The following is a 21974-nucleotide window of genomic DNA, read 5'->3' as shown; positions in this document are numbered from 1 at the left end:
ACCTCTCTATACTTCGCCGCCATTGAGCCCTGATGGCGGAATTGGTAGACGCGGCGGATTCAAAATCCGTTTTCGAAAGGAGTGGGAGTTCGAGTCTCCCTCGGGGCACCATATAGCAGTATCTGAAAGTCTCTACCAGACTCTCAGCCCCAGAGAAACCGGCCATTTGAGCCGGTTTTTTTGTGTCTGGCTATCTACCTCTGTATCCCTTTATCCGTTGTATCCCTGTATCCCTGTATCCCTGTATCCCTGTATCCCTGTATCCCTGTATCCCTGTATCCCTGCTTGTATCCTGAGAAAAATACCGAACTTTGGGATACAAGGATGAAGCGCGCAGATATCAAGCGCCGCCCTCTCGCAGACACGACGCTTGCAGGGCTGGAGCCGGAGTAAAAGGAATACCGGGAGCTAGACGGAAACGGCCTCTACTTCAGGGTCAAACCTGATGGTGGTAAATCCTGGCAGCTACGCTACAAACGTCCGGCGGGCAATTGGGCTTGGATGGGGCTCGGGGGTTACCCAGAGGTCGGTGGTGCGCTGGCAAGAGAGAAAGCTGCCGATCTACGCAAAGTAGTGAGTAGTGGCGCCGATCCCCTTGAGCAGAAACGATCCGCTAAAGCTGCAATCGATGCGGCCAAGGCTCGAACGTTTCGAGCTGCTGCTGAAGCTTGGCTCAAGGCCAAAGAAGAAAAGGGCCTCGCAACCTCTACCCTTCACAAAATCCGCACCTACCTCGACAAGGACATACTCCCGGCATTGGGAGATAAGCCCCTCGACGAAATCACCCGCACCGACTGTGCAGATCTCCAGGCATCCCTCGAAGCTAGAGACGCCAGCGGATGCCAGCAAAGGCCTCGGCATGTTCGATGTGCTGAATGGTTTTGAGGACGCTGCCGCCCTCTCCGATGCGCTCAAAGCCCGTGTAGCCAAACCCCCCTCACCGCCTTCCTGCACGCACTGTGCGCGCCTGGAGAAATGCTCAGATGGACGGTGATCGTGCGCCGCACGGTGGAACAGTTCATCACCCAAAACCTGCCCGCATCAGCCAGTGGGCAAGCCCAACGTACCGCCCTTCGATTCGGGCTCGCGGCAGCGGCCGGAGAGTTGGCCACAGCCTTCGGCGTCACCGGCTGGCCCGATGGCACGGCCACGACCGCCGCTCGGGTGTGTCTGCATGCGTGGCTGGCCGAACGCGGCGGCGCCGGAAACTTCGAGGGCGATGCGATCTTGGCGCGGCTGCGCCAGGTCATCGAACGCTTTGGAGAAAGCCGCTTTACCCGCTGGGAATCTGCCGCCGCCAAGATCGATGAACACGGCCCACGCACGATTGATCGGCTGGGCTTTCGCAAGACGCTGGAACACGGCATGGGCGACGCCCTGCACACCACCAACACCTATTACGTACTGCCTGAAGCCTGGAGGACCGAGATCTTCAAAGGCATGAACATATCAGTGCGGTGAACAAGGAGTTGCTGCAACGCGGCGTGCTTGAGCCGGGTAGTGACGGCAAGGCCTACAGCTTGATCCGTCTGCCAGGGTTAGGGCCCCAGCGCTGCTACGTGGTGAAGACCGTTCCAGGAACGGACGAAGGCGAGGCCAGGGCCGCCTGACGGCGAGCCTGCTGCTCGAGGTAGCGCCGGCTCATTACCGGCCTTGCCAGCCATTCGACAACCATCCCTATGAACCGCAGTACCCAGAGACAATACAGATGAACACTATCCAAGAATTGAAAGACCGCCGCGACCAACTGACCCTCGAAGTGGAGAGCATTCAGGGTGACCTGGCTCCCTTCGAAGAGGCGCTGGAAAGCCCGGAGGTTATCCAGCAGGGCGGTCAACGAGCCGTGCAGGATGAAATCAACGATCACAAAAGACGTATCGACTCGCGAAATCTGGAGATCAGCAACCTGAATCAAAAGATTCTTCGCCTTGAGAGATTGGCAAACCGTGAGAGCTTGGCTGCGGGGTATCTCAGCGATATGGCGAACTGGAAAGCCGACGAGATGGAACTCAACGAAAAGCGCAGCAGCATCGAGACCCGGTTGCAGCAGGTCCGCCAGAGCGATCAGGAAGACATGGCAAAAGCTCGACAAGCTGAAACGGACGCGGCCACCGCTTATGCACAGGCTGTCGCCTGGGGCGATGTAGAGGGCGAAAAAGCGGCTAACGCAGAAGCTCAAAAGGCAGCAAAAAACCTCACAGCTGCGGCTGAGCATCACCGCCGCCAACAACTGCTCATCACCGCACTGGAGCAGGAGCTGGTGACGATTAATCTGCATATCACAGAGGCACAAAAGGAACGCACCGAGATCGAGAATAAAGCGGCTCACCTGGCGAACACTGTGCTGGAAGAACAGTGGAATGAGGCCGCCAAAACACTGCTGGAGACCGGCGGCAAGCTGTGGGCCGCACGCAACCTGATTAGTCGTGACCCGGTTGCACTGATGAAGCTGGATATCCCAGAACTGGGCGAGCACTTTGGAAGCTGGACCTGGCGAGAACTCGCGACTCGCTCACATCAACACAGCCTAGTTGACCTATTGGCGGCCTAACCTGAACCCTCCCCGAAGCAACCGGCGAGGGTCGGCTGCTTCGGGCCAACCATCGGTCTAACCATGAATAAACCACCACAGAACAGCGCTCAGATGCCTGATTACCTAAAGGCCCGAAAGCTTCATTTGAACGGGATAATCGTCGTCCTGGCCAGCATGAAAAAGCTCAATGCAAGGGCAAACAAAGACGCTAAAGTCGAGACACTTACGATTGATGCGATCAAGGCAGAGTTTGATTTCATTGACCTCCAGCTCAAAAGAAAGAGCGGGTGATGAAGAAGCGGAAGACTGAGACAAGCAGCTTCCGCTTCACTAAATCCTATCCTCACAGGCAAGGGTTTAGACCTTTTCGGCTTCTGGTCTATAGCGACACTAGGCTTACGACCACCTTTCGGCCCAAAGTGTGTAAAAACGCTTCGCCAAAATTAAAGTGCGCGCATCTACATTAAATCTGAAATTTATCGGCACGTCTGCAGATGTTGATTTCTCGTAGAAACGCGATTTCCAGTCCGGCTTTGGTACCTGACTCGCTCAAAAACGTTTTTACACAGCCTCGGCCAAAAGCGGACGTACCAAGCCAGGACTCTCAAGGATGCTTGGAAAACACGAACCAAGTTTGTTGGTTCACCAATATGCTTGACGTGTTTAATGCTGAGACATTGCGCCGCAAAATTATGATTAGCTCGTCAGCAATGATGCGTGGCTCGATAAATCCTCGCTATGGCATGGGAGTACCCGAAGCTAGTCGATTTGACAATCCGTAAAGACATGCTTCTATTTTAATATCGCCTGAAAGCAAATCGACCTAAGAAGGGTGTCAAATATGTATTTCAATGCCTGGACCAGAAATATTGTTTTTATGGTTGTGTTTCCTCTATTAGCAGGATGCCCCTCTATTGATACGAAACCTTTCGAACAGTTTAACACCTCACTAACAGAGTTGGATAAAGGGGCAACATCATCGCTTGATGTGAGCATTCCTTTAGCGGAAGGACGTTACCGGAAAGAAGTAGAGAATCAATTAAAGCAAGGGAATGACGAGATGTTACAGGAGCTTTACATATTGACTGAGGCGGAGGATCCATTTTCTATATCTAAACCGCCAGTTTTTATAAAAGCGAAAAAATTTAAACTGGGAATCTCGAAAGCCAACATGGCTTGGCTGGAGTATTCCAATCTTTTGCTACAACTCTCATCAAAAACCCTTGTCGATGACGCAAAATTTTCAAAATTATCAGAAGACCTGAATAAAAATTCTTTTGACGCTGTTCAGTCGCTCAATGATGATCCCAGCGATATATCTGCTAAAAATACAGCACTTTTTTCAGAGCTGGCCATTGTAGCAGCTAAAGAGTACATAAGAACAAAACAGAAGAATAAGCTTATGGACACTCTCACCAACAATCAAAATAGCATTAGCTCTTATGTCAAGCAAATGCAAAGTGCGATAGTGACAATGGCACAAATCAGTACGCAAGAACACTCAGAAAAGCAGCAAAACTTAACTAGAGATCTTGTCGGATTGGTGAGCAGTAATGAAAATAGTAAGAACGATGCAGAGATGCAAAAAATTATCGGGGATATGATTGATCAAAAAACCACACATTCAAACCAAATGGAGTTTCTCCATGGACTTCATACAGCATATGGGAAAATACCTGACGCTCATGAAGCGTTGGCTACACGACTAGCTAAATCAGATTCATCTATAGCTGCAATTAATGACCTGTTGGAAAAAGGAATACAGCTTCACTCTTCTTATGAGGCGAAGGCAAAAATCAACAAAGCAGAATTGGTACAAGCAAAGGCAAATGCTGCGAGCAGTGAAGCTACAACGGCCGAAATAATATATCAGCAATCTAAGTTGAAATACACTAAAGCTCAATTTGAATACATCTTGGCGCAAAATAATTCAGATGCAGTTCCCGATAACCAAATCAAAAAGAAGGATGCTGAAGAAAAGAAGAAAATAGCTGAAAACCTTAAAATAGAGACTGATGTTCTCAAAGAATCCGCTGAGTCTCTAAGAGCGGCTGCAACAGCTGTACAAGAAAGTGCTAATGAAGTCAAAAAAAGCATTATCAACAATTAAGGAGCCAAAACATGCCAATTGACATGACAAAAAAACAAGAAATAATACAACAACTATTGACTTCAAAAACAAAATCATATCAGGCCGAAGTTAAATTGCTATTAAAGCAAAAGCCTGATGAGGCAAACTTAGTAAAAAATCATGGTAAAGAGTTATCCAGAAGAATTGACAATTTAATAGGCGAAACGATGAGTGACTGGATAGGAAGCTCCGAAGAAATAGTTGCTGGTGTGAAATTGATCAACAAAAAAATGCAAAGCACTATTAGCGAAATAAATAATGACGTGAACGTAGCTGAAAACGTTGTTAAGCTGGTCGGTTTCATTGACGACGTGGTAGAAATTGTTAATACTATTACTTAATTATGACTCAGCCCCCCCCTCGCTTGCTGCAATTTATGAAGCGGCAGAACGAAACGCTTGGAGCAGTTTTGTCTGCATTGATGGAGTGGACGGTTCTCAATGTTGATGCGCATTTGGCTTCCGTTATCAAACTTGAGCCCGCCCCAGTTGTAGCCCATACAGCAATCTGTCGAGGGCGGTAGTGAGGCGAAGGTTCCGGGCGGACGGAAGTTACGGATTTGGCAGCTCGAACGCTTCCTCAAGAACGCAATCCATCGTATGCCAACTGATCGATGGACCATCCTGCACGCCCCCCCCCTGCGATCACTTGGCTAACCACCGATAACCCGCCCACGAGGCTGGGAGTTGGGGTGAACGGAAAGCTGAGTTTTGAGGGTAGCTGGTGTGTCCCAGGCACAAGACTTTTCCTTGCTCTGAGCTCCAAACATCTTCATTCACTTGTGTTCTCTTGGCGAGAGGCAGAAAACGGCCAATAGCTGTCTACGACCGCTACTGGCAAAAAGCAGCTCTAAAAGTAGACGGTAACAGTCACACTAACCTGCTGGAGTCACGAGCGATTTCAGCACCAGAGGAATCAAACACGACGCCGTTGACCTGTTTCATGAGTCTCCCTTGTTGGACCATGACATTAATCGCTTTACTTACTCTCACTGGTTTTACTTCAAGTAGCCTTGCTACCTCCACATGGATATTTGGCTTCCAAGGCTGAACAGGAAGCTTCTCTAGGACAGAAAGCAAAAACTCCTCGCTCTCGCGATAGACTTTGGCCTCTCCTCTCGAAGGTCCTTGAATTTCACGTCTACCATCAGATAGCATTCCAGCAACGTTCCAGCTTAAACTTACCTTTTCAATAATCTTAAGCATAACTGCTTCACTTATTTTGACAGACTTTTGACGCCCAGGAACTGAGCTAATACAACTCCAACATTCATCCATAAAGGCTTCATTGAGAATAGATGTATCTATCAAAATCAGTTCGCGATGTTCAAACGCAAACGTTCCCAGCGCCCGGGAAGCAGCAACATAAGCTAAAGGTCCTCTCCAAGCTGATATGACTCCTGTATAAGGGCTGCGCTTTATATGACCCCTTATAATTGCTAGCTCTGCACTTTTCATTAACGTTGCTATGACGGGCCAAGCGTTAAGCGGAAATGACTCTGAGTACACTGATTGGTAGGCTTCAGGAGCCCGGATAGCTTTTTGTTTAAACTTTGATGAGCTAACAGGGTTTTTCAGCAGTAAGGCTACAGCTCCAGCCGCCATTAAAAGAGGTGAAACTATACGCCCATCGGGCTTCCCTTCATTTTTGTAAAAATTGGTTCGGCGCTCATAAAACCATTCATGTTGAAGCAATATCTCCTCAATGCTACGCTGAATCCTTTCAGTCGCATGAAGAGCCGCGGGCTCGACAGCGCTTTGATTATTAGTAGCCCGAATCACTTGATCTCGAACACTCTCGTCTTGGGACACAATCACTTTTACCAGCAGCGTTCTTATATCACCCTCTGACTCTGGCATTGAAGAGAAATGCTTATATATTGACTCTGTGGTTTGCAAACCATTAACTATTTGAATATCACGCAATTTTAGCGTTTTCCCCACAAGAGAAGCGCTAGTCGCAAGAATCGTAACCCCGTTATTTAACCACCAAAAATTAGGACCCGAATTGTCGTCTAAGGTATTTCGAATATCAGCATTTACAAGATTTTTACCCAGGTAAGCTCTTACATTTGAATCGAAAAGATATCGTCGAAGATTCTTGCTTTCATCTTGAACAAAATTGCTGTAGTCCCTTAGTTTGGCGAGGACCACGTAGCCTTCCTGCCCAGCAGTCAGACACTCTTGCACAGGTAAGTCAAGTGCAAAGCTGCGTACTTGACGGTAGCGTTCAACAAGCTCTGACGCCCCGAGAGCATGAAACACAGACGTTGAAGCACTAAAGTAAGAATTGAATAAAGTAGTAAGTTGCTTTGCCCGTGCCTTTATACTCGCACCGAGCAGCTCAGTATTGCCACGAGAGGCATAAACAATCTCAAATGAAATTGTCGGCCGATAAAGTGACAGCTGCTTAAATGCAGAAACGAACAAGTCCCGACACTGCTTAATTTTTGCCGAGTACTTTCCAGAAAGCTCAGAGTTTGACAGTGAAAGATCAAAAATATCCTGGGCAGTTGCAAGTAGAGAATCAAGCGGAGCTTGTTGAAATGTTTCGTGGTGCTTGCAAGTTATTATGAAAACCTTTATCTCTGCTCCAGTTCTTGGCCAAGAAAAATCTGTGGCGTCGGTTAGCAAACGCCCATTTATGAGAATATAAAAACCATCGATCCCACCATCCAGTGATCCGTCAGTCCATCCAAAATCCATTTCTTCTGTTGAAAGATCAAAACTCTTGAGTATTTGATCTAAAGCAAACCTCTCAAAAATATCACCAATGTCCCCAGGTGTTTCTTTTTGCGTTTGCTGTAGTAAAGAGTCCACAAGAATGGTGTCGTTCTTAGCCATGGTCAAAGGTCTCGAGTCTGATAAAATTAACCTCTAGGATTTCGTTGCGTTTCTCGGAAACTGCCCCTATCTCGCGTTAAATCAGCCTCAAAGGTAATGGTGTACTGTATCGCGGATTTAGCAAAGGAATGTCAACTGGCCATCACGAATGTTCACCTCAATCCGCCCTTCTCTTTATGCTTCCGCTTTGGGTCCGGCAGCATCCAGTCGCCACTACCTGACATCACCTCACCGGCCACTGGTATGGGTGAGCCCGGCAATGAAAGCAAGGGCTACGTCTTCCAGTTCTCTACCTGTAACCGCTTCTGCCCAACGTAGTGTGGGCGATTCGTCAAATTCAAGATCAGCGCGACTGGCCTCTGGTGTCAACGTAAACATCGCCATAGCTTTTCGCCGAAAGCTGCAGTAGCGCACAGAGACTCGCGACCTTTTCACTCTTAAATGAAACCTTGATTTGATGCGCAAATTCGTTGCGTACCTTTCGGATCAACTCGCATTCCCTGTACTCGACTTCAGATAAAAGGCCCAAGGCGAACGAGGAAGCGATGCGTGCGGAGAATGTTCCAAGCGGCGCATTGAAGCCGTCAATGAGAGACTTACTTCCTTTGTTAGGGATGAGGAAGGACTCGATGATCCGAGCAAGCTGCTCATCGAGCATTGCTGCAGCAGCCAATGCAGTTCCGCGCTCCGTCTCTTTGTTAAAGTCGGCAGGGAAGTCCATGAAGCCGCTGAGATGCGGATGAGTCTCCGAAAGTGTCTTGGGAATATCGTTCATAGCTGTTCCTCAATAGCACCGAAAAAGTGTCGATAGAGTCGGAGAATGAGTCACATCATTTCCATATGGGCTTCCACCATTGCGCTTGCCATTCGAACGCAATATTCGTCGGCCAAGTCCTCTTGGGTCATCTCGTTCAATCGTTCAACGTCGGGTACATGGTCCATGAGCTCGATCAGTTTCTCTTTTGTGCTGCTCGAGTATGTTTCCCAGAGGAAGTCGAACCAGTCCAGGTCAGTCTTCGGACAAGAGCGGCCAGCATTCCTATCAATAACTCCAAAGAAGGTCTTAGGGTGCTGGGCATGGGCCTTTAGTTCATCATCCGTCAACGGAATCTTGACTATGAAGCGCTGCTGATCGTCGCTACAAGCGATACAAAATGCCTCTCCCGACTTTGGCATGACGACGCAATTCTCTAGCGTCGCCTCGATCTGCGTCCCATTAGGTCCTGGTACCTCCATCCGCTGACCAACCTGTAGCCGTGTCTTGGGAATTCCACCAGAGAACGACTCGGCCTCTCCATCGAACGTAGCGGGAATGCGCCGGTGCTTCTCCATCGACTCCAGCAGCGCAAAGACGGGCGCATGCCGGCGCCTAATTTTGACCTGTTGAAGCAGGTTTTTCAGCCCAGGGTGAAGATCTTCGAGGTGGAAGCCCCATAGCAGCACTCCGGAAGGCAGATCAATGGCATCAAGGTGATGCTCCTCTGGATCGAAGGTGACTATGACATATGCCTGCGGAAGCTTTTGCCCGGTAGGGTCTCGCTCATATAGCTTTAAGAGGTTTTCAGCCTCCACAAGCGCTACAGGGTTAGGCTGGCCTCTGCCCAGTTCCAGGCGTCCGTCGTTTGTGTCAATGAAAACAATGCGAGGATGATCCGACTTTTTGCTCAAAGCGCGATTCATTTGCCTGTTGATTTTCATCCGCCCCCCTTCTCGTCGCTTGGCCTCAACAGCGTAGATCGCACCGGACTTAGTGTCCGTAGCGATGAACTCAACGTGAGTAGTACGTCTGTCAGTTTCATCTTGGGGCTGCAGGCTGAAGCCTGCCCGAATCAGGGCGGCGGCGACCCGTACCTCGTACAACGCGCCGGGGAAGTTCTTAGGGCACTTGATTCGGTCGATAAGCAGCTTCTGGACCTCGATGGCGTGCTTCAGGCTGTAAAGGTCATATGCGAAGCGCATATAGGCACCAATAGCCCCCGTCATCGGCTGCGGGACACCTGTCCCCACCTGTTCCATATGAGCTTTCGAGTGCTCATAGCAGCGGACCGCCCAGGTGAGAATACGATGACGCTCTTCTGGAGGCTTACTTCCCTCAGACATCCACCATTCACTACCCAAGACGATCTTCGGGTAGTCGTTCAGGAAGTCGTGAAACGTTTTCCACTTCTGCGAGAAATGCATCGTCTGACCGACGGCTATGATTCTGTGATCATGGAACTCAGCGGAAATGATCGGCCTACCGAGGCCCTGCTGCTCACGCCTCTGAAACTCTTGGGCTTCATGACGAGCAAGTGTCATCTGTATCTCCTGTCGCATGCGCGGTCCATTCAGCTTCAGCACTATTTCGAGATTGTTGATGGACCCATGGCATTTTTTGAGCTTGCGGCCGCTACCGCAAGGGCAGGGATCATTTCGGCCAGGCTTGTTGCGCATCCGTGTAGGCCTCCTAGAGGATGAAATTGAGTGCCACGAAATGGCCGCTTAGGCCGATAGCGACACTTCAAAGCGAAGGGCTCTGATGCGATGACAGTCGTCTTAATCATCATAAACCGCCCCTCCCTGAGCAGTTATTGATGTAACACCTATTTGCCATGTAACACGTCTATCTACAAATGAAACACATCCGTGTAACACTATATAAATCGTTTAAAATCATATAGTTATACATACATGAAACACCCGTAACACCGTTTTTTAAGGTATCCCCCCGAGCCCCTTCTGAAATGCCCCCCCCCGCGCGGCGAGATCAATCATGCTCCTGGTTTTGCCTAGACACCCGGGGGGGCCCTACGCATGTTGATTCGGTACGGGGTAGAAACCCGCAGGATCGTGTTAGCGGAAAGTCACCCAGCTTAGTGAACAGGTGAACCCGGTGAACTCGAGTTCACCTGTGCATTTGCCCTACCGTTTGGCCCCTCTGCGAACACCATTACCAATACGGTAACGATGCCCTCTTTTCTTCAAGATCCTTTCAATTTCAACATTGAAATTTCAATAAGCTGGCACGGCTGCCGCTAACGCGGTCCCACGGGTTTCATGCCCCGTGTTGAGACGAAAGTCACAGGGGCCCCGGCAGTTTTTGGAGGGCTGAAGCGTGTTAAGTTACGGAAAGGCTATGGTTTTTGGAGACGCAGGATGGAGTCAGCTCGGGATAAGCACACGAAAGAAATCGTAGAAGCTGAAGATTTATGGATGCTTCCTCACGTTGACAGGGATGGCTATGCATGTAGCGGTTGCGAACAGCCCGTATACCCAGCCTCATATCTCAAAACAAACCTGAAGCGTCCACACTTCAGCCTATTCCCTAAAACTGATCATCTAGATGGGTGTGACGTAGACGGGGAAAGGAAAACCGTTGCTAGCGGCCGCAAAGGCAGCGTTCGTAATGAGCTTGAAACGAGCCCTGGCCTGTCCCCATCGAGACTGATACTCAAGGACGAACGCACAGCAGTAGACGCTACCCTGCCGAGGTCATCCGTACAGACAGGTAGCAAGAGCACCAGCCGCACAAACTCCAATGATGGCGCTACGAAGCCCGCAGGGCGAAGACCGTCCAATACAATCCGGCCGATTTGTCGCGCATTCATCAATTTCCCCTATGACCGGAATATGTCGTTAGACATTCCTGGGATTGAGGATAAGACGTACCTGACTGCCTATAAAAAATTGGGCGCTGCAAACGCAGGAATCGAGCACTTTGCTCGATCAAAAGTTTTCTATGCTGAGATGGCCTGGGCAAAGGCTCAAGCGACAGATGATTCATTGGTTATTCAGCTATCGGCAGGCGAGTGGAACGACGAACGTCAGCTAGTACGCAAATACATGCTTCGTATCTGTTGGTCCCAGTGGTCCAAATACAAACGGACGAAGGTACAGAACGAAATGGAGGTCGTGCGCGAGGAAGGCATCAAGGAGAAAAAAAGCAAATCCAAAAAGCGTGCCTATGCATTTTTCATAGGAGAGCAGGACGAACAGGACCCGACATATTTCAATGTTACCGACCATCGCCTCATCTGTGGCCTGGTCGGTGAGCTCAGTTGGTGAGCCCTCACTGCCCGAGTATCATCTGGTCAACAAAAATGAATTTGTATCCCTGTTTGTATCCCTAACAGATGAACCTGGCTGCAAGCCACGGCTTATATGGGTTACTCCAGTCTCCCTCGGCACCAAATTAAAAAAGACCTTGCTGATCAAGGTCTTTTTTTTCGCCTGCAGAAAAGTGATGATCGCCGCCCGATCACCATCGCAGAGGACCCCGCCCCATGGAATCGACGCTGGAAACCGTTGCGCTGTTTGCCCTCAAGCTGGCCCATGAGACGGATGATGCGAGCCCGGTCTTGCGCGATGACCCGATCATGGCCGCGTACGAGCGTGAAGCCTTTGGCTTGCTGGTGCGCCAGGGTGATGTCGCGGCCATTCAGCTCAAGCTGGGGCAGTGCGTGGCGGTGGCGCTTACAGCGTTGGGCGGTGCACACAGTGTCATGGGCCGGGAATTGCAGAAGCTGGCGGCCGAGGTCGGCCAGGCGCAGACCCTGGAGACGCTGCACGCGCCCCTGCTTGCACTCAAGGATTACCTGAAAGACATTCAGTAACGGATTTCCACCACAAGGACTGGCCCATGATCGACTTCAATAACAAAGGCTTCTTCAAGCTCAAGCAAAACGATGAATACGCCGAACGCGTGACCTCCCTGTTGCTGGAGGACGAGCAGGTCATCGACTCCTACAAGTCCATGCGCGACGGGGTGGTCTTCACCACCAAGCGGATCATTGCCGTGAACGTGCAAGGCATCACCGGCAGCAAAAAGGACTTTACCTCCCTGCCCTACAAAAACATCGTCGCCTACTCCGTGGAAACCTCCGGCACCTTCGACCTGGATTCGGAGCTGGAAATCTACTTTTCAGCCCTGGGAAAAGTGAAGTTCGAGTTCACCGGCAGGACCTCGATGGTTGAGATTTCCAAGCTTATTTCCCGCCACGTGCTCTGACCTGACCGCGCAGCATCAGCTCTGCGCCCATCAGCAACAGGCAAGCGGCGCCAACGATGTAGGCGCCGTAGATGTCGATGAACAACCGTTGCTGGCTGGCCACGGCCTGCGCAAGGTTGAGGGTTTGGGACGCCATCAAGGTGCCCAGCAAGGAGGCGCTGTCGCGATACAGATCCGTCACCAGCCAGACGATGACCGTGCTTTCAAACACGAACTCGCCGAACGAAGACAGCGCCTGGCCCAGCCACAGCAGGGAAAAGTTTCTGCTGATGAAAAAATCTGCGAAGCGCTGTTTCACAACCAGGACACCTTAGGCTCATCCATGCATTCAGGTGCAACCAGCGCGGGCTGATCCATGAAAAGACGACCCCGGCGAGTGGCCGGGACTCTTTGTGCAGCGACACCCTGAGGGGAACGGTGATCGAAAGCAACGCATTGGCGCCAGTGACAGCGGCCGCACGCCGCCCTCTTACATCTTCATCTTGTAAGGCTTGGACTTGGCCACCACCTGGAACTGCCGGGTCTTTTCGTCCCACACCACCACACCGTCGGACTGCACCATGTCGGTCCCGGCGTAGCCCAGGCTCGACATGAAGATCATGTTGCTGGTGGGCCGGTACGCCTTGCCGCCGCTGACCTGGGGCAGGTCGCTGCCTTCGCTCGGGAATTGCATGGGTGACTTGTAGATCTTGCCGTCATTCACGTCGACAAAGGCCGTGCTCTGGCAGCCGGTGCCGCAACTAAACGAGGTCACGACAAAATGCCCGGCGAAGTCCGCCTGGCGGCCCACCGCCCATTGCACGGCGTCTTTGGACTTGAGGTCCTTGGCGTAGGCCGGGTTCGACTTCCAGTCGACCTTGGCCAACGGCTTGCTGGCCACGGCGGAGGCGGGATACGCCTCGAACGTGAAGCGCTCATCAGCACCCGCAGTCGCCGCACTGACCATGGCACCCGCCAGCAGCCAACCGCACAGAATCCTGTTCATGGTGTATCCCCGTAGCACGTTGAGAAACGCAGGAGCCGCTTCATTTCAGAAGCCGCGATAATACCAAAATGATATTGCTGTACGTCAGCATCGCAGGCGGGTGTAGCGGGGGAACAGCAGGACGCGACCTGGGCCGCCAGAGAGGACTGGAATCAACTCAATGACCGAAGTAGAGCTTGACCTGCTCGCCGACCACGGTGAACCCAATGGCGCGAAGCCGCTTGTACAGGGGTCCGGAGGAACTGGTGAAGGTCAGTGGGATCTTGCCCCGGGAATGGACCGCGGTGCAGAGATCACCCAGCAGGCGGTCCGCCACGCCACGGGCACGATGACGCGACTCGACATAAATAAAGCCCAACTGCTCATGAATCTCGTCACTGGTGATCAATGCCGCGCAACCTCCCAGTTCCCCGTCGACCTCGATCACGAACAGGCAGCCCCGAGCCAGCAAACGGGTCACGCTGTGGTGCGCCTGCTCTCGGCTGCACACCAGGGCCACCTGCGCATCGCACTCCATCTGGATCTGGTAGTCGATCAGTACTTCAACATCGTTCAAGCGGGCCAGACGGGTTTTCAGGGTGGCGTCCTGCTCGACCCGGCACGGCTTGAGTTGCTTGAGCAGCACTTCGTTGCGCTGGCTGAGAAAGGGCTTCCAGGTCTCCGGCCACGCGCGGGTCAGCGCCTTGGTCGCGGCTTTCGGCCCCAGGGCCATATGCGGGCTCTGGGCCAGGATGCTGACCGTATCGAGCAACTCCTGGGAGACCTCGCCGGCCGGCAGAATCAGCGGCATGGCAAACGGCGGCAAGGCCGGCAACAAGGCGATCGCTCCGACCACCTCGCCGTTACGGCGCTGGACATGCACGTTCAAGCCATCGGGACGATTGCGCAGCACGCCTGAAAAGAACAGCAGGCCATCGCCGTCCGCCGCGGTGTTGATGAAGCCGAGCAGTTCCGGGTAACGATGCTCTGCGAGGTATTCGATCATCACGGTGTTAATCACTCTGCATGATTGAATGGGCAACCGGGCCGGCGTGGGTCGCCGGCTCTGCGGGGCACGTCCGGGGTGCCGGACGGCAACTTCTCCACAGCCCCATAAATCCCCATCAAGTGGGTGCTGGCTAATAACAAATACGGCACAGCCCCATAACCACTGCGGCTCGTTAGTCCATTAACGGGGTGGCGAGCCGGGTGGTTAAATCAGTTGGAAAACGCTCTGGGCGGACAATCGATATCCAGGGCCGAACGGGTCTGGTGATCAATTTCAATCCAGAAGGCAATCACGGGTTTGTCATCGATTAGTTGCGGCGCGGCAATACGGTGAACATTGACCCCCATGCGCTTCAACAAACGCTCATTGCCCACGGCCGATACCGCGATCAAACGCTCGGCGCCCAGGCTTAATGCCGTCACCAATACTTTGCGCACCAGGGCGACCGTATTGGCCCAGGCCTGAGTGGCGCTGGTAGTGCCTGTTTTTGAAGGAGTAATGGCGAAACGGGAGAGTTCCCAAGTCCGCGGATGGTTAGGGAGACTGGCGCCTCCCATCAGATGGACAAAGTGTTCCGATAACAAGTAAGGCTTAGTAGTGGGCAATAAGCGCGCACAACCACGAACACTGTTATCGGGATCCAGGACAATAGCGTAAACAGTATCGGGACGATCAAACTCATCTTGTTCAAAACCTTCAGGGCAACTAAGTGGCCACCCCATTTTCTTCACAAAGACTTCGTAACGATACTCCGCGAGCCCATTCATCACACTTTGATTTATTTCACTACTCATTCCCGCAATCAAACGCAACATAACCCCCTCCAATTGGCCAACCCACCAATTAGAGATACAACCCCCCTATTTTCATAGCTGCCCATTCGGGCAGGTCAGGGCCTCAAATCAAGGACACTGCCGCTCCCAGGCCAGGCACGACAGCCAGCTGATCATCAGGTTGTGGGAGATGTTGCTGCCCATGTCGTAGCCATTGGCACAGCGCAGCATCAGGTTGCTGCGCAGCCCTTCGGGCCCGAGCAAGGGGCGCCGGCGACCGGCCAGGCGAAACCAGGTCCAGCCGATACTGATGCCGGGGGCGGCGTGGCTTTTCCACTCGCAGTAACCGGCAGCGGTTGCATTGACCCCCAGGCCCTGGAGTTCATCGCGCAGTTCGTCATCCTCCCAAGACATATGATGAACAAAGCGTGTCTCCATGAACTCTTTAACTGAAACTCTGATAAAGCCATCCACCATTAATGTCATAAGTTCCTCTGGCATTGTTTATCGCATGTTTAATAAGAACAATAGAAAACCCTATAAGCATAAAGTACAATTACGCCCCATACCTTATGCCGCGGCATTACAGCATATTGCCGGATCCACGGATGTGTGACAGGAAAAACAACCATGCTTTTGGCTGATTGGCGCGAAGAGTTTCTAGCAGTGTGTACAGAGTCGACATCCGAACTGGCATTGTTTTCCAGCTTGCAAAGTATCGCGGAGGATCTGGGTTTCAAGTCGTGCTCTTATGGTATTCGACTGCCTCTTCCTATCAGCGCCCCTTCATTCCATTTGCGCTCCTCCTACCCCAAGGCCTGGGAAGAGAGCTACATCAGCAATAACTACTTCTTTCTCGACCCGACGGTGCGCCATGCCCTGAGCACTCACCTGCCCCTGGCCTGGGCGGCGCAGGACAGTGTCCAGGACGGGCCCTTCTGGGAAGAAGCGCGGATGCACGGCCTGTCCCACGGCTGGTGCCAAAGCACTGCCGGGCGCTTCGGTGATATTGGCCAACTGTCCATGGTGCGCAGTCACGGCATTATCTCGGCCAAGGAACTGGCCCATCAGGAACATAAGCTGATGTGGCTCACCAGCCTGGTGCATTCGACCATGCGCAACTTCCTGCTGCCGGAGCGCTTGCCCGAATCCCAGGCCGGGCTGACCGACCGCGAGAAAGAGGTCTTGAGGTGGACAGCGTCCGGCAAGACCTATTCCGAGATCGGCGACATTTTGACCATCGACGCCCGCACCGTGAAATTTCACATCGTCAACACCCTGAAAAAGCTCAACGCCGCCAATAAAGCCGAAGCCGCCGTCAAGGCCACCATCCTCGGCATGCTCTGACCGCCCCTCCCCCCAGGCCCACCGGCCTGCGTGCGGCGCAGCGGCACGATCAGCCGATCGTGCCGCTCGAAGCGCTGCGCAGCACATTCCCACACGCCCTCCAGATAAAACCCTCGCCCGTTACAGATTCTTCCCCGGCAAACCTTGATCAGGGTCAAAAAGCAGCGCCATCACGCTCCTAAACTGTGACCAAGACATCAGAACTAGAAAATAGGTCCTCCATGAGCGAAGAATCCACCGTCCGCCCCTTGCCCGCGCCTTCTGCCAAAGCGGCCAAGCCGGCCACCACCGCCAGCACCAGTACGCCACGCAAACCGGCCACGCCACGCCCACGCCGGCCGCGCACCACCAAGGCGGCGCCAGTCAACGTCGCCGAAGCCCAGATCAGCGCCATCAGCCAGAAGCCGATTGCCCTGCAAGTCGCCAGTGCGCCCCGTGGCTCCAACGAAGACAGCGTGTCGGCGGCACTGCCGGCCACCTACCCGTACCGCAGCCGGATGCGCCGCGCCGAGTATGAAAAAGCCAAGCACGATTTGCAGATCGAACTGCTCAAGGTGCAAAGCTGGGTCAAGGAAACCGGGCAACGGGTGGTCGTGCTGTTCGAAGGCCGTGACGCTGCGGGCAAGGGCGGCACCATCAAGCGCTTTATGGAGCACCTGAACCCACGGGGCGCGCGGATCGTGGCTCTGGAAAAACCGTCCGACCAGGAAAAGGGCCAGTGGTACTTCCAGCGTTATATCCAGCACCTGCCCACCGCCGGGGAAATGGTGTTCTTCGACCGCTCCTGGTACAACCGCGCCGGCGTCGAACGGGTCATGGAGTTCTGCACGCCCCTGCAGTACCTGGAGTTCATGCGGCAGACCCCGGACCTGGAGCGCATGCTGTGCAACAGCGGCATCCTGCTGTTCAAGTACTGGTTCTCGGTCAACCGCGAAGAGCAACTGCGGCGCTTTATCTCCCGGCGCGACGACCCGCTCAAGCACTGGAAGCTGTCGCCGATCGACATCAAGTCCCTGGACAAGTGGGATGAATACACCGGCGCCAAGCAGGCGATGTTCTTCCACACCGACACCGCCGATGCGCCATGGACGGTGATCAAGTCGGACGACAAGAAACGCGCGCGGATCAACTGCATTCGGCACTTCCTGCACTCCCTCGATTACCCGGGCAAAGACCTGCGTGTGGCTCATCATCCCGACCCGCTGCTGGTGGACCGCGCCTCGCGGGTCCTGGAAGAAGACGAGCGCGGCTCGAACAAAACCGCAGGCACCGCCGTCGACCACCTGGCGATGCCGGCCTGAGCCTGATGCGTCATCAACCGGTGGCGCATCGTGGACTGCTCGCCCGCCCTTGACTCTGCCCCTAGGGACAAGCCGCACCCTGCCTTATCTGTTTCAGCTTCCGCAGTGGCGGATAAGGCCAATCAATGAACACCCTCGCAATGGTCACCGGTGCCAACGGGCACCTGGGCAACACCCTGGTCCGGGCCCTGCTCGCCCGAGGGCAAACAGTGCGCGCCGGGGTTCGCGACCCGAATCGCAGCCCGGCCCTGGACGGGCTCGACTGCCAGCGGGTCTACGCCGAACTGCAAGACCCGGATTCCCTGCGCCAAGCCCTGCAAGGGGTCGATGTGCTGTATCAGGTGGCGGCGGTGTTCAAGCACTGGGCCAAAGACCCGCAGGCGGAAATCGTCGAGGTCAATGTGCAAGGCACGCGCAACATCCTGCGTGCTGCCGCCGAGGCCGGGGTCAAGCGGGTGGTCTATGTCAGCTCGGTGGCGGCGGTCGGGCACAACGGCCAGCCCCTGGACGAAAGCACCTGGAACAGCGACCAGCGCAACCCCTATTACCGCTCGAAAATCCTCGCCGAACGCGCCGCCTGGGAATGTGCCCAGGCCCATGACCTGTCGCTGGTCACGGTGTTGCCCTCGGCCATCATCGGCCCCCATGCCACACGGCTGACCGACACCATGGGTTTTCTCGCCGCGGTACTGGCGCGCAAGCTGGTACTCGACCCCCAGTTTCATTTCAACTTTGTCGATGTGCGCGATGTCGCCGACGGCCTGATCCGCGCCGCAGAGCATGGCCGCTCCGGCCAGCGCTACATCCTGGCCAATCGGCACGCGTCCTCCCTGGCCGAGGTGATCGAGGCCCTCAATAGCCTGAGCCCAGATTGGAGTCTGCCGCGCCGGGCGCCCAAGGCCTTGCTGCTGCTGATCGCCTGGCTGCAGGAACAACGCGCCCGATACGGCCAGCAACCGGCCGAACTGCTGCGCAGCCAGGTGCAGATGTTTTACGGGGTGCGCCAGGAATACTGCATCGACAAGGCCCGCGCCGAGCTGGGCTACCAGCCGCGCTCACCCCACGACGCCCTCAGGCAGGCATTTGCGCATTTACTGGCGCGCTGAAATCGGCCGCTGGCGCGAACTGCTGGTTGATCTGCCGTTGCAGCTCGCTCAGGCGCTGCTCCTGGAGTTGCAAGGCGAGGATCTGCGCCTGCAACTCCAGGCGCTTGGCCTCGATGCCCTGGTTGGCCAGCGCCAGGGGAAATGGCGCCTGATGCTGCTTGGCCGCCAGCAACTGGCTCATTTCCCCGAGCTTGAACCCCACGGACTGGGCACTGCGGATCATCCGCACCAGGGTCAGGTGATGGGCCGAGTACAGCCGATAACTGCCACGGCGCTGCGGGGCCAGCAGGCCCAGCTGCTCATACAGGCGAATCGCCTTGGGGGTGCACCCTGCCAACTTCGCCAGCTCACCTATATACATCGCCGTCTCCCCATCGCCCGACGCGCAGCTTACGGGCAATGCCCGGGGCGTGTCTTGCCTGGCGCGTTCACGCCGGTTCGCTCAGCGCCGGCGCCTTGTGCGGCGGCTTGATCGAGCCGATGTACACCGCCACCACCGTCAGCAAGGCGCCGCTGATTTGCAGCGCCGAACTGGCCTTGCCGAGAAAGGCCACATCGATGAAATAGGTGATCACCGGCTCCAGCAACAGAATCAAGCCGGCCAGCCCGAGGCTGATGGCGCCGATGGAGCGGTTGACCAGCAGCCAGCCGACAAACTGCACCAGCACCCCATAAATGATCAGCATCAGCAGCGTCTGCCGATCGGCGATCACCAGGCTCTCACCCATGGCCAGGGCATAAGCCAGCAGCACCAGGGCCGACCACAGGCTGAGGTTGAGCATCTGCGCGATCTTGTCGCCGCCACCGTCCGGCAAGCCAGTGTTGACCTTGAGGAAATACACGCAAACCGCATAGGCCAGGCCCGACAACACGCCATAGACCACGCCCTGGATACCGACGCTGCTGCCCATTTCCGGCAGCAGCAACAGGTACAGGCCGACAAATGCCAGGCTGATGGACAGCACAAAGTACAGCGAGGGTTTTTCCTTGAGCAGCGAGAACCCGAGCAGGGTCATGAAGAACACCTGGCAATTGGTCAGGATCGAACCGATACCCGGGCCGACGATGTAGATGCTCTGGTGCCAGAGAATCAGGTCCACCGCCAGAAACACCCCGGCCAGCGCCGTGTACAACCGGGCCTTGCGGCTGGGCAGACGCACCGGGACCTTGCGCAGCTTGAGCAACAGGTAAAACAGCACGGACGCGAACAACATCCGATAGAAACCGGCGCCGCCCGCCCCGATATGGGCGAAGGCCACGGCCAGGGCAGAAAGGCTGAGCATCAAGCCCCCCACCGTCAACTCAAGTACAGCCCTGTTGGTCGACATACGCGACTCCATGAAGGGTTAGGCAAAATGCTTTCAGACGCGCAGCCCGCTGGCTGCGCGGCGCTCAACGCTCGTCTGCGGCCAGGCGCAGCCATTGCTGCACGGGGGCGCTGGCCAGCACGGCGTCGACATAGTCCTGCAAGGCGTGCGGTACCTCGATGCCATAGCGCCGCAAACGCAAGACTACCGGTGCGTAGAAGGCGTCGACAATCCCGAACTCGCCGCACAGGAACGGGCCGCCACTCAGGCTGCGCAGTTGGTTCCAGAGGGTAAAGATGCGCAGCAGATCGGCCTGGGTTTGGGCCGCAAGCACCGGCGGCGGCTCCCCGGTATCGACCCCGAACGACAACTGGGTACGCAGCGCGACAAAACCCGCGTGCATCTCGGCGCAGGCGGCACGGGCCAGTGCGCGCAGGGTTTTATCGGCGGGCCACAGGCCGGCGTCGGGGCAGGTTTCGGCCAGGTACTCGGCAATCGCCAGGCTGTCGTTGATCGCCAACTCGGCCTGGAACAGCACCGGCACCTTGGCCGACGGCGAATACTCGAGAATCGCCTGGAGCGTATCCGCCTGGTCCAGACGGACCTTGATCACCTCAAAGGACACACCGGCGCTGACCAGCACCAGCCAGGCACGCAGCGACCAGGAAGACTTGCGGTAATCGCCTATCAACAATTGCGTGGGTTTCATTGGATCTAGCTCGCATGACGGGATGGGTGCTAAATTTATCCGCCGTTTTATCCACCGTATTGCACAAAACTGGACAGGCTCATGGACCACCGCCCCACGCGCAAAGAGCCTGCAACCCCGGCTGGCGACTTCTCCCAGTTCTGGCGCATTGCCGAGGGCGACTGCGAGCTGCTTTCAGCGCGCTACAGCCACCAGACCTTCGGCCGCCACTCCCACGAGCGCTACGCCATCGGCGTGATCAGCAGCGGCGTGGAAAAACTCTTCTACCGTGGCGCCCATCACCTGGGCGGCGCCGGCAGCGTGGTCACCATCAGCCCCGGCGAGATCCACGACGGCGTGCCCGGCAGTGCCGATGGCTGGATGTACCGCATGCTCTACATCGACCCGGCCTGGCTCAATCGGGTGATCTTCCAGGGACGCTTTGCAGCGGAGCACATCCACCTGTTCCGCGAGGTGATGCGCCAGGATCCGGCCTTTGCCCAGTGGTTCCTGCAGCAGCACCAGGTCCTGGAACGGGCAAACCCCACCCTTGAGCGCGAGACCATTCTCCTGGAACTGGTGGCGCAGCTGTTCCAGCGCTGCGGCGTGGCCGTGAACCTGGGCGATGGCGCCGAGCGCGATGCGGTCCGGCGCATCCGGAAAAAACTCGACGAGGATTTCGATAAAAACATCCCCCTCGAGGAACTCGCGCAACTGGTCGACCTCGAACCGCTGTACATGATCCGCGTGTTCAAGAACCGGCTCGGTATTTCGCCCCACAGCTATCAGATCCAGAATCGCGTGGCCCAGGTGCAGAAGCTGCTGCGCAGCGGCGCCAGCCTGGCGGAAGCGTCCCTGAGTTGCGGTTTCTTCGATCAAAGCCATATGGCCCGTGCCTTCAAGAAAGTGGTCGGGGTGACCCCCGGCAGCTTCCGCAACAGCCGCGCCTGAACGGCCCCCAGGGCCAACGCCCCCAGAAAGGACT

22 protein-coding genes, 1 tRNA gene and 2 pseudogenes are annotated in these 21974 nt (G+C 55.0%); 14 read left to right on the top strand and 11 right to left on the bottom strand.

All coding sequences use genetic code 11. The features are described 5' to 3' along the window. Positions 1-26 precede the first annotated feature (26 nt). The 7 genes and pseudogenes from CF161_RS20190 to CF161_RS20160 all read left to right on the top strand — a co-directional run bounded on the left by CF161_RS20190 (position 27) and on the right by CF161_RS20160 (position 5005). A tRNA-Leu gene (locus tag CF161_RS20190) sits at positions 27-111 on the top strand. A 213-nt stretch (positions 112-324) separates the two neighbouring features. Continuing rightward, positions 325-858, top strand: a pseudogene (locus tag CF161_RS32370) (tyrosine-type recombinase/integrase); the annotation flags it as partial. Then, positions 824-1610, top strand: a pseudogene (locus CF161_RS20180) (DNA/RNA helicase, superfamily II protein); the annotation flags it as partial. The pseudogenes CF161_RS32370 and CF161_RS20180, both read left to right, overlap by 35 nt. A gap of 98 nt (positions 1611-1708) precedes the next feature. Continuing rightward, the gene (locus CF161_RS20175) at positions 1709-2551 is read left to right on the top strand and encodes a hypothetical protein (protein WP_020298457.1); all 843 of its coding nucleotides are present in this window, start codon (positions 1709-1711) and stop codon (positions 2549-2551) included. Between the two features lie 63 nt (positions 2552-2614). Continuing rightward, complete coding sequence (locus CF161_RS20170; RefSeq protein ID WP_043229916.1) at positions 2615-2824, top strand: hypothetical protein; 210 nt, start codon at positions 2615-2617, stop codon at positions 2822-2824. Between the two features lie 550 nt (positions 2825-3374). Next, positions 3375-4643, top strand: a complete 1269-nt coding sequence (locus CF161_RS20165) for a hypothetical protein (protein ID WP_043229914.1) — start codon at positions 3375-3377, stop codon at positions 4641-4643. 11 nt (positions 4644-4654) lie between these two features. Further along, complete coding sequence (locus CF161_RS20160) at positions 4655-5005, top strand: hypothetical protein (RefSeq protein ID WP_020298454.1); 351 nt, start codon at positions 4655-4657, stop codon at positions 5003-5005. A 528-nt stretch (positions 5006-5533) separates the two neighbouring features. Here CF161_RS20160 and CF161_RS32365 read toward each other — a convergent pair. The 3 genes from CF161_RS32365 to CF161_RS20150 all read right to left on the bottom strand — a co-directional run bounded on the left by CF161_RS32365 (position 5534) and on the right by CF161_RS20150 (position 9940). Then, complete coding sequence (locus tag CF161_RS32365) at positions 5534-7507, bottom strand: AIPR family protein (protein ID WP_020298453.1); 1974 nt, start codon at positions 7505-7507, stop codon at positions 5534-5536. A gap of 343 nt (positions 7508-7850) precedes the next feature. After that, positions 7851-8282, bottom strand: a complete 432-nt coding sequence (locus CF161_RS20155; protein ID WP_020298452.1) for a putative mannitol operon repressor — start codon at positions 8280-8282, stop codon at positions 7851-7853. Between the two features lie 50 nt (positions 8283-8332). Beyond that, entirely contained in the window at positions 8333-9940 is a 1608-nt protein-coding gene (locus CF161_RS20150) for a YecA family protein (RefSeq protein ID WP_084471738.1), read from the bottom strand. Positions 9941-11116: 1176 nt separating this feature from the next. Here CF161_RS20150 and CF161_RS32360 point away from each other — a divergent pair. From CF161_RS32360 to CF161_RS20135, 3 genes are all read left to right on the top strand, one after another. Continuing rightward, a complete protein-coding gene (locus tag CF161_RS32360; protein WP_020298450.1) occupies positions 11117-11551 on the top strand; it encodes a hypothetical protein in 435 nt (144 codons plus the stop codon). A 218-nt stretch (positions 11552-11769) separates the two neighbouring features. Next, the gene (locus CF161_RS20140; RefSeq protein ID WP_020298449.1) at positions 11770-12099 is read left to right on the top strand and encodes a hypothetical protein; all 330 of its coding nucleotides are present in this window, start codon (positions 11770-11772) and stop codon (positions 12097-12099) included. A 26-nt stretch (positions 12100-12125) separates the two neighbouring features. Next, positions 12126-12494, top strand: coding sequence for a PH domain-containing protein (locus CF161_RS20135; protein WP_020298448.1), 369 nt, complete (start codon positions 12126-12128; stop codon positions 12492-12494). On the opposite strand, the gene CF161_RS33190 is transcribed toward CF161_RS20135, so the two are convergent. The 5 genes from CF161_RS33190 to CF161_RS20110 form a co-directional block, all read right to left on the bottom strand. Next, positions 12472-12792 carry a hypothetical protein gene (locus CF161_RS33190; RefSeq protein ID WP_020298447.1) on the bottom strand — a complete coding sequence of 107 codons (321 nt, stop codon included), beginning with the start codon at positions 12790-12792 and terminating at the stop codon, positions 12472-12474. The genes CF161_RS20135 and CF161_RS33190 overlap by 23 nt on opposite strands. Positions 12793-12963: 171 nt before the next feature. After that, on the bottom strand, positions 12964-13479 hold the full coding sequence (locus CF161_RS20125; RefSeq protein WP_020298446.1) for a hypothetical protein: 516 nt from the start codon (positions 13477-13479) through the stop codon (positions 12964-12966). Positions 13480-13636: 157 nt separating this feature from the next. Next, positions 13637-14464 carry a GNAT family N-acetyltransferase gene (locus CF161_RS20120; RefSeq protein WP_020298445.1) on the bottom strand — a complete coding sequence of 276 codons (828 nt, stop codon included), beginning with the start codon at positions 14462-14464 and terminating at the stop codon, positions 13637-13639. Between the two features lie 212 nt (positions 14465-14676). Next, on the bottom strand, positions 14677-15282 hold the full coding sequence (locus CF161_RS20115) for an acyl-homoserine-lactone synthase (protein ID WP_043229910.1): 606 nt from the start codon (positions 15280-15282) through the stop codon (positions 14677-14679). Between the two features lie 87 nt (positions 15283-15369). Continuing rightward, a complete protein-coding gene (locus CF161_RS20110; RefSeq protein WP_256206463.1) occupies positions 15370-15717 on the bottom strand; it encodes a DUF4902 domain-containing protein in 348 nt (115 codons plus the stop codon). 153 nt (positions 15718-15870) lie between these two features. On the opposite strand from CF161_RS20110, the gene CF161_RS20105 reads away from it, so the two are divergent. From CF161_RS20105 to CF161_RS20095, 3 genes are all read left to right on the top strand, one after another. Continuing rightward, the gene (locus CF161_RS20105) at positions 15871-16587 is read left to right on the top strand and encodes an autoinducer binding domain-containing protein (RefSeq protein WP_084471737.1); all 717 of its coding nucleotides are present in this window, start codon (positions 15871-15873) and stop codon (positions 16585-16587) included. Between the two features lie 407 nt (positions 16588-16994). After that, positions 16995-17888 carry a polyphosphate kinase 2 gene (gene ppk2, locus CF161_RS20100; protein WP_177326795.1) on the top strand — a complete coding sequence of 298 codons (894 nt, stop codon included), beginning with the start codon at positions 16995-16997 and terminating at the stop codon, positions 17886-17888. A gap of 125 nt (positions 17889-18013) precedes the next feature. Next, entirely contained in the window at positions 18014-18994 is a 981-nt protein-coding gene (locus CF161_RS20095) for an NAD-dependent epimerase/dehydratase family protein (protein ID WP_256206455.1), read from the top strand. On the opposite strand, the gene CF161_RS20090 is transcribed toward CF161_RS20095, so the two are convergent. The 3 genes from CF161_RS20090 to CF161_RS20080 all read right to left on the bottom strand — a co-directional run bounded on the left by CF161_RS20090 (position 18960) and on the right by CF161_RS20080 (position 21010). Further along, on the bottom strand, positions 18960-19355 hold the full coding sequence (locus tag CF161_RS20090) for a MerR family transcriptional regulator (RefSeq protein ID WP_020298439.1): 396 nt from the start codon (positions 19353-19355) through the stop codon (positions 18960-18962). The two genes, CF161_RS20095 and CF161_RS20090, sit on opposite strands and share 35 nt — an antisense overlap. A 67-nt stretch (positions 19356-19422) precedes the next feature. After that, positions 19423-20322, bottom strand: a complete 900-nt coding sequence (locus CF161_RS20085; protein ID WP_020298438.1) for a DMT family transporter — start codon at positions 20320-20322, stop codon at positions 19423-19425. Between the two features lie 64 nt (positions 20323-20386). After that, positions 20387-21010: a glutathione S-transferase family protein gene (locus CF161_RS20080; protein ID WP_043229909.1), complete on the bottom strand. Its 624-nt coding sequence runs from the start codon at positions 21008-21010 to the stop codon at positions 20387-20389. Between the two features lie 81 nt (positions 21011-21091). On the opposite strand from CF161_RS20080, the gene CF161_RS20075 reads away from it, so the two are divergent. After that, a complete protein-coding gene (locus CF161_RS20075; RefSeq protein ID WP_020298436.1) occupies positions 21092-21940 on the top strand; it encodes an AraC family transcriptional regulator in 849 nt (282 codons plus the stop codon). Positions 21941-21974 lie beyond the last annotated feature (34 nt).

It is taken from the genome of Pseudomonas sp. CF161 (genome assembly GCF_000416215.1).
Lineage (GTDB): Bacteria > Pseudomonadota > Gammaproteobacteria > Pseudomonadales > Pseudomonadaceae > Aquipseudomonas.
Note: the sequence above shows the minus strand (reverse complement) of the source record. Positions and strands in the feature narration are given on the sequence as shown.

What these genes read in the sequence shown, in the direction of transcription:
- CF161_RS20175 (WP_020298457.1), top strand. Translation starts at nt 1,709, where the DNA reads ATGAACACTATCCAAGAATTGAAAGACCGCCGCGACCAACTGACCCTC.
- CF161_RS20170 (WP_043229916.1), top strand. Translation starts at nt 2,615, where the DNA reads ATGAATAAACCACCACAGAACAGCGCTCAGATGCCTGATTACCTAAAG.
- CF161_RS20165 (WP_043229914.1), top strand. Translation starts at nt 3,375, where the DNA reads ATGTATTTCAATGCCTGGACCAGAAATATTGTTTTTATGGTTGTGTTT.
- CF161_RS20160 (WP_020298454.1), top strand. Translation starts at nt 4,655, where the DNA reads ATGCCAATTGACATGACAAAAAAACAAGAAATAATACAACAACTATTG.
- CF161_RS32365 (WP_020298453.1), bottom strand. Translation starts at nt 7,507, where the DNA reads ATGGCTAAGAACGACACCATTCTTGTGGACTCTTTACTACAGCAAACG.
- CF161_RS20155 (WP_020298452.1), bottom strand. Translation starts at nt 8,282, where the DNA reads ATGAACGATATTCCCAAGACACTTTCGGAGACTCATCCGCATCTCAGC.
- CF161_RS20150 (WP_084471738.1), bottom strand. Translation starts at nt 9,940, where the DNA reads ATGCGCAACAAGCCTGGCCGAAATGATCCCTGCCCTTGCGGTAGCGGC.
- CF161_RS32360 (WP_020298450.1), top strand. Translation starts at nt 11,117, where the DNA reads ATGTCGTTAGACATTCCTGGGATTGAGGATAAGACGTACCTGACTGCC.
- CF161_RS20140 (WP_020298449.1), top strand. Translation starts at nt 11,770, where the DNA reads ATGGAATCGACGCTGGAAACCGTTGCGCTGTTTGCCCTCAAGCTGGCC.
- CF161_RS20135 (WP_020298448.1), top strand. Translation starts at nt 12,126, where the DNA reads ATGATCGACTTCAATAACAAAGGCTTCTTCAAGCTCAAGCAAAACGAT.
- CF161_RS20125 (WP_020298446.1), bottom strand. Translation starts at nt 13,479, where the DNA reads ATGAACAGGATTCTGTGCGGTTGGCTGCTGGCGGGTGCCATGGTCAGT.
- CF161_RS20120 (WP_020298445.1), bottom strand. Translation starts at nt 14,464, where the DNA reads ATGATCGAATACCTCGCAGAGCATCGTTACCCGGAACTGCTCGGCTTC.
- CF161_RS20115 (WP_043229910.1), bottom strand. Translation starts at nt 15,282, where the DNA reads ATGTTGCGTTTGATTGCGGGAATGAGTAGTGAAATAAATCAAAGTGTG.
- CF161_RS20110 (WP_256206463.1), bottom strand. Translation starts at nt 15,717, where the DNA reads ATGGTGGATGGCTTTATCAGAGTTTCAGTTAAAGAGTTCATGGAGACA.
- CF161_RS20105 (WP_084471737.1), top strand. Translation starts at nt 15,871, where the DNA reads ATGCTTTTGGCTGATTGGCGCGAAGAGTTTCTAGCAGTGTGTACAGAG.
- CF161_RS20095 (WP_256206455.1), top strand. Translation starts at nt 18,014, where the DNA reads ATGAACACCCTCGCAATGGTCACCGGTGCCAACGGGCACCTGGGCAAC.
- CF161_RS20090 (WP_020298439.1), bottom strand. Translation starts at nt 19,355, where the DNA reads ATGTATATAGGTGAGCTGGCGAAGTTGGCAGGGTGCACCCCCAAGGCG.
- CF161_RS20085 (WP_020298438.1), bottom strand. Translation starts at nt 20,322, where the DNA reads ATGTCGACCAACAGGGCTGTACTTGAGTTGACGGTGGGGGGCTTGATG.
- CF161_RS20080 (WP_043229909.1), bottom strand. Translation starts at nt 21,010, where the DNA reads ATGAAACCCACGCAATTGTTGATAGGCGATTACCGCAAGTCTTCCTGG.
- CF161_RS20075 (WP_020298436.1), top strand. Translation starts at nt 21,092, where the DNA reads ATGGACCACCGCCCCACGCGCAAAGAGCCTGCAACCCCGGCTGGCGAC.